The organism is Mesorhizobium sp. M8A.F.Ca.ET.208.01.1.1, from assembly GCF_004791315.1.
In the GTDB taxonomy this organism is placed as follows: Bacteria; Pseudomonadota; Alphaproteobacteria; order Rhizobiales; family Rhizobiaceae; genus Mesorhizobium.
In genome coordinates, this window is the sequence record NZ_SRUT01000051.1 from 1 (window position 1) to 450 (window position 450).

1 protein-coding gene is annotated in these 450 nt (G+C 68.4%); it reads right to left on the reverse strand.

All coding sequences use genetic code 11. From position 1 onward, the window contains the following. Positions 1-450, reverse strand: a 450-nt coding sequence (locus EN851_RS34225) for an MFS transporter (RefSeq protein WP_135931053.1), incomplete at both ends; no start/stop codon positions are given.

Below are 450 nucleotides of genomic sequence, written 5' to 3' on the forward strand. Positions count from 1 at the left end.
GCCGCGCAGGCCGCCACCGCTCGGTTCAGCGACATCCGCGGGCACCAGCCAGGCGATGGCAGCGACCGAGATAAGGCCGATGCCGACCACGGCCAAGAAGGTGGCCCGCCAGCCGAAAGCCTCGCCGAGCGCCGTGCCAGCGGGAACGCCGAGGATGTTGGAAAGCGTCAGCCCGGCAAACATCAGCGCCATGGCGCTGGCGCGTTTGTTGCGCGGGACCAGGCTGGCCGCAACGACCGAGCCGATGCCGAAGAAAGCCCCGTGCCCAAGAGCGGTGAAGACACGCGCGGCCATCAGCGTCCAGTAATCAGGCGCGATGGCGCAGAACAGGTTGCCGACGACGAATGAAGCCGTGAGCCCGACCAACACCGGCTTGCGGGGCAATTGCGCAGTGGCCATGGCAACGATCGGCGCGCCGAAGACGACGCCCAGCGCGTAGCCGGTGACCAG